This window comes from Mycobacterium sp., assembly GCF_025933915.1.
GTDB lineage: Bacteria > Actinomycetota > Actinomycetes > Mycobacteriales > Mycobacteriaceae > Mycobacterium.
Map to the genome: position 1 here is coordinate 1 of NZ_JAICZA010000248.1, position 4,747 is coordinate 4,747.

The following is a 4,747-nucleotide window of genomic DNA, read 5'->3' on the forward strand; positions in this document are numbered from 1 at the left end:
TGATCAGGATCCAACCACCGCAACACGCGGCACCTCACCCTGACACTGAGCCCGAGCCTAGCGGGGTGACGTGACCCAGCCCGGTGAGGTCCGTCAGCCGGGAGTCGCCACTCCGCGGTGCTCACGAAGCGCCTGAATCTCGCGCTCGAAGTCGTCCGCCGACTCAAAGGAGCGATACACGGAGGCGAATCGCAGGTAAGCCACCTCGTCGAGGTCGCGCAACGGCCCCAGGATGGCCAGGCCGACCTCGTGACTGGGAACCTCCGGCGAGGCCGAAGCCCGCACGGTGTCTTCGACCTGCTGGGCCAGCAGGTTCAGCGCGTCGTCATCCACCTGACGGCCCTGGCAGGCCCGACGGACTCCGCTGATGAGCTTTTCCCTGCTGAAAGGTTCGGTGACGCCGCTGCGCTTGACCACCGCCAGGACCGCGGTTTCCACGGTGGTGAAACGCCGTCCGCACTCGGGGCACGATCGTCGGCGCCGGATGGCCTGCCCTTCATCGGTTTCCCGCGAGTCGATCACCCGGGAATCCGGATGGCGGCAGAAGGGACAGTGCATGACCGCTCCTTCACCGTGCCGACAATCAGCTATCGCAGGACTTCGAGCGTACCTGTGCGCTGACCTGCACGGCTAACAGAACCGCCGAGCGTAGGACGTCACCACGTGCGTGGGAGGCCCGTGGGGCCGGAGCCGTTGTCGCACAGCGGCCGTCAGCCGATCGGGGCGATCAGCGTTTGGCCCGCAACCAGCGTCGGTGAGTCCAGATCGTTGAGTTCACGGATCCGGTCGGCCACCTGGGCGGCCGGCGCGTCGGGGGCCACGCGATGAGCGACATCGGAAAGCGACTCCCCCGCGTCGACCCGGACGACGGCGAGCCTGTCCGGAATGTGGGCCGCCGCGTTCGTCGAGTCACCGTTGAGGACCTGCCCGATGTTCGCGACGAGTCCCAGCCACAGGGTGATCGCGCCGGCGGCCAACGCCAGCCCGACCGTCGTTGCCCAGGTGACGGAGCGCCTCCGGTGCGGAGCGACCGACATCGCCACGCCGGTGCCGTAGTAGCGCGTCGCCGCGCCTGTCGGCCGCGACGGCGCGGGCCGACGGGAGCGGGCCAGCCCGTCCCTGCCGTACCGGACGCCCTGCACCGGTCCGTTGATCGGGCGCCGAAGGCTGCTGGTACGCGGCGCAAGCGTATGGATGACTGTCATCTGCGTTCCTCCGGTCAACTAGCTCTCGCTCGTGTGTTCGACTCTAATCGCTTGTGTGTTCGAAACCCGAACATTTGAGCGAGGCGTGTCGCACGAGCAAAACGCTAGATCACACCACCGACAACTCCGTCGGCCTCTACCACTGTCACGAGGCAGAAATACCCGGTCGCGGCAAGAGTTACACATTTGTGATTCGGCCGATGGCGACGCTTTTCCGGGGGCGGACGACCCGGGCGACACGCCAGTCGAACACATGTTTGATTCTCGTCGGCGGGGCGGCTACATTCAGTGCCATGGGCGACAGCAACGACACTTCCCCGAACGACACCGGCCCGACCGGAGCGGACCGCCGGTTGCACTCCGTGGATTCCGCGCTGACCGAACGGCAGCGCACCATTTTGAATGTCATTCGTGCCTCGGTGACCAGCCGCGGCTACCCCCCGAGCATCAGGGAGATCGGCGACGCCGTCGGTCTGACGTCGACGTCCTCGGTTGCCCACCAGCTGCGCACCCTGGAACGCAAGGGCTATTTACGCCGCGACCCCAACCGCCCACGGGCGGTCGACATCCGCGGTGCCGACGACGACATGGCGGCGCCTGCCACCGAGGTGGCCGGTTCGGATGCGTTGCCGGAACCCACGTTCGTCCCGGTCCTCGGCCGTATCGCGGCCGGTGGACCCATCCTTGCCGAAGAAGCCGTCGAAGATGTTTTCCCGCTGCCGCGTGAGCTGGTCGGCGAGGGCACGCTCTTCCTGCTCAAAGTGGTGGGTGATTCGATGGTCGAGGCGGCGATCTGTGACGGCGACTGGGTGGTGGTGCGCCAGCAGAATGTCGCCGACAACGGTGACATCGTCGCGGCGATGCTGGACGGTGAAGCCACCGTCAAGACGTTCAAACGCGCCGGCGGTCAGGTGTGGCTGATGCCCCACAACCCGGCGTTCGACCCCATCCCCGGCAACGAAGCGACCGTGCTGGGCAAGGTGGTCACGGTGATCCGCAAGGTGTAGCGAGCCGGGCTAGTCAGCCCTGGTGAAGCCGTTGGCCAAAGCGACCTCTTCGCTCGACAACCAAATCTCGGGGAGCGTGTCCTGATACAGATCGCTGCCCGGCGTGTAATACAGGCCGTAACGGGCGCTCGCCTTGATCGGGTACCCGTCGGGCGCCTGGTACGGGTCGTCAAGCGGCAGATGGATTGTCGGCCGCCCGTCCGGGCCGGCCAGCCCATTTTCCGAGCCGTCCTCCGAGTCCGCGGCGGCGTGCCGACCGACGGATCGTTGTTCCGCCCCGGTGGCCGCGACGGCACCGGCGACCTCTGACACGTCGGTCTCCGCGGCGACGTCGTCCGCCGGTGCGACTTCGGCATCCGGCGCCGCGACGTCGGGATACTCGTCCTCGGGTGCGGCGGCTTCCAGGGCGCCGGTCACCGCGTCACTGTCCGGCGGCGTGTGCGGAACGGCGACGTCGGGATACTCGTCCTCCCCGTAGCCGGCCTCCGCGTAATCGGCGTCCGCGTAATCGGCGTCGAGGTAGGCGGCGTCGTCCGCGGTCTCGGACTCGGCGACCTCGGGCACGGCGTCGGTGTAGTCGGTGTAATCGGCTTCGGCATCGGGATAGTCGGCCTCGGACAGCATCTCCGCCGAAACGACGGGGATGGAGTCGGTGTCGATCGCGTCGGGGTCTTCCTCCTCGAACCCGTACTCGCTCTCCGTCGGAGCCTGACGCTGCCAGCTGACCCGCGCGGTGGCCCCGGCGTCGGGCGCCTGGTCGGGTTCGGGCGGCTCGTCGAGTGCGAAATGCTCAGTCGCGAGGTCGGGATCTTCCTGGCCCCAGTGCGTTTCGGCCGCGTCGTAGCCGTGGTCGGGCAGGTAGCCGGCGGCATCGTCCGGCCCGCGGCGACGCCGGCGCCACGCGAACAGCACCCACACCAACACCACCAGCAGCACAAGGACCGGAATGGCGGCCAACCACCACCACGAATGCCAGCCGAACTTCTTGGCGGCATGTGACGGCGTGGCCGAATTGCTCGGCTGGTTCTGGCCCGACACTTGCAGGCCGGACAGCAACGGCGCCAGGTTGGACGGATCCGTGCTGAACGTGTTCTTTGCGCGGTTCCAGGAAACCTTGCCGCCGGTGAACTGCTGCGAAATCACGTCGCCGTCCACGGCCTGGTCGCCGACCGGCGCGCCCAGCCTGCCGGTCGGACCGCGAAGTTTGTCCCACGCGGCCTTCATCGCCCCGCGCACGACGAACGCGCCGTGGTCAGCGGTCCGGAAAATCACCGGCTTGTCGGCGGCCGAGAAGGTGCAGATCCGGCTGGAAGGCCCGATTCCGCCGTCGGTTTCGTTGGTGATGGGGAATCCGAGGTCGCTGCCGACCGGCCCGCCCAGCGACTCGTATTTGGCCAGAATGTCGCTCTCGAGGGCGTTCGCGCCCGTAGCCGGGGTGAAGAACACCTTGCCGCCGGCGAAGTTCTGGACGATCCCGTCACCGCCGATGGGGTTTTGCCCGCCCTGCTTGGCGCCCAGTGGCCCGTTGGGTCCCCCGGCCGCGCGCCAGGCCATGTTGATGGCCGCGGTGGGATCGATCGCGACCTGCAAGCCCTTCAATTGGTCGGCCAACGCCGGCGGTTCGGTGGTGAACTGCTTCGTCTGCCGGTTCCACGAGACCTGGCCGCCGCTGAATTTCTGCGAGGACACCTCGCCGTTGTAGGTCTCGTCACCGACCGGCACGCCGAGGACCCCGCCCGAGCTACCGAGCTTGTCCCAGGCGGAGTTGATCGCGCCGCGCACCACATACGGGCCGTGCTCGGGCGTCCAGAAAATGACCGGCTTGTCGGAGGCCGAGAAGGTGACCACCCGGCTGTCGGGACCCGCCAAGCCCGGCACTTCGTTGATGGCCGGGAAACCCAGATCGCTGCCGGCCGGCCCGCCCAGCATCTCGTATTTCTCCAGGATGGGCCCGTAGGCGAATTTGGCACCGGTGGCCGGGGTGAAGAACATTTTGCCGCCGTCGAAGTCCAGGGCGAAACCATCCCCGGCCGGGTAAACATCACCCTTGCGGGCGCCGAGCGGTGACGTGTCGCCGCCGGCCTTTTCCCACGCGGCCATCATCGCCGCTTCGGCGTCGCCTATCGGACTCGCCGTCGCGACGGGCGCCAGCAATACGGCGGCCAGTGCTGTGGTCGTCAGGCTGACCAGGGCGCTTCCGATCAGCCTGCGGATGTGACCTCTGTGCACCTTCACCAAGCCTTTCAGCCGACGGATATGGCTCTATCTGCGGCTATGCCGTTACCCGCATAACCGGCGAGCGGCCCGTGGTTCCGCGGGGAAGGGACCCGCTTACGATCCGCCTTATCGCCGGGCTCGCATAACTTTGCTCCAGCGAACAAGAAATGCGAAGTCAAATCACGAATTCTACAAAAACGGATACCACACCGATGTCGAAATGATGCCGGGCCACGGCCGAATCGCGACCATCCACGCCACCGTCCGCGGGGATTACGAATATCGCACAGAAAGCCGATCGGCACCGATCATCGAGCA

At 67.0% G+C, this 4,747-nt stretch carries 4 protein-coding genes; 1 reads left to right on the forward strand and 3 read right to left on the reverse strand.

Going from position 1 to position 4,747, the window contains the following annotated elements:
* Positions 1–93: 93 nt before the first annotated feature.
* Positions 94–558: a transcriptional regulator NrdR gene (gene nrdR / locus Q0W90_RS23325; protein WP_297601512.1), complete on the reverse strand. Its 465-nt coding sequence runs from the start codon at positions 556–558 to the stop codon at positions 94–96.
* Between the two features lie 152 nt (positions 559–710).
* Positions 711–1,205, reverse strand: coding sequence for a LysM peptidoglycan-binding domain-containing protein (locus Q0W90_RS23330; protein WP_297601509.1), 495 nt, complete (start codon positions 1,203–1,205; stop codon positions 711–713).
* A 293-nt stretch (positions 1,206–1,498) separates the two neighbouring features.
* Here Q0W90_RS23330 and lexA point away from each other — a divergent pair, with 293 nt between their 5' ends.
* The gene (gene lexA / locus Q0W90_RS23335) at positions 1,499–2,212 is read left to right on the forward strand and encodes a transcriptional repressor LexA (RefSeq protein WP_297601505.1); all 714 of its coding nucleotides are present in this window, start codon (positions 1,499–1,501) and stop codon (positions 2,210–2,212) included.
* A 9-nt stretch (positions 2,213–2,221) separates the two neighbouring features.
* Here the strand turns inward: lexA and Q0W90_RS23340 are convergent, their stop codons facing one another.
* The gene (locus Q0W90_RS23340; protein WP_297776929.1) at positions 2,222–4,426 is read right to left on the reverse strand and encodes a hypothetical protein; all 2,205 of its coding nucleotides are present in this window, start codon (positions 4,424–4,426) and stop codon (positions 2,222–2,224) included.
* Positions 4,427–4,747: the final 321 nt, after the last annotated feature.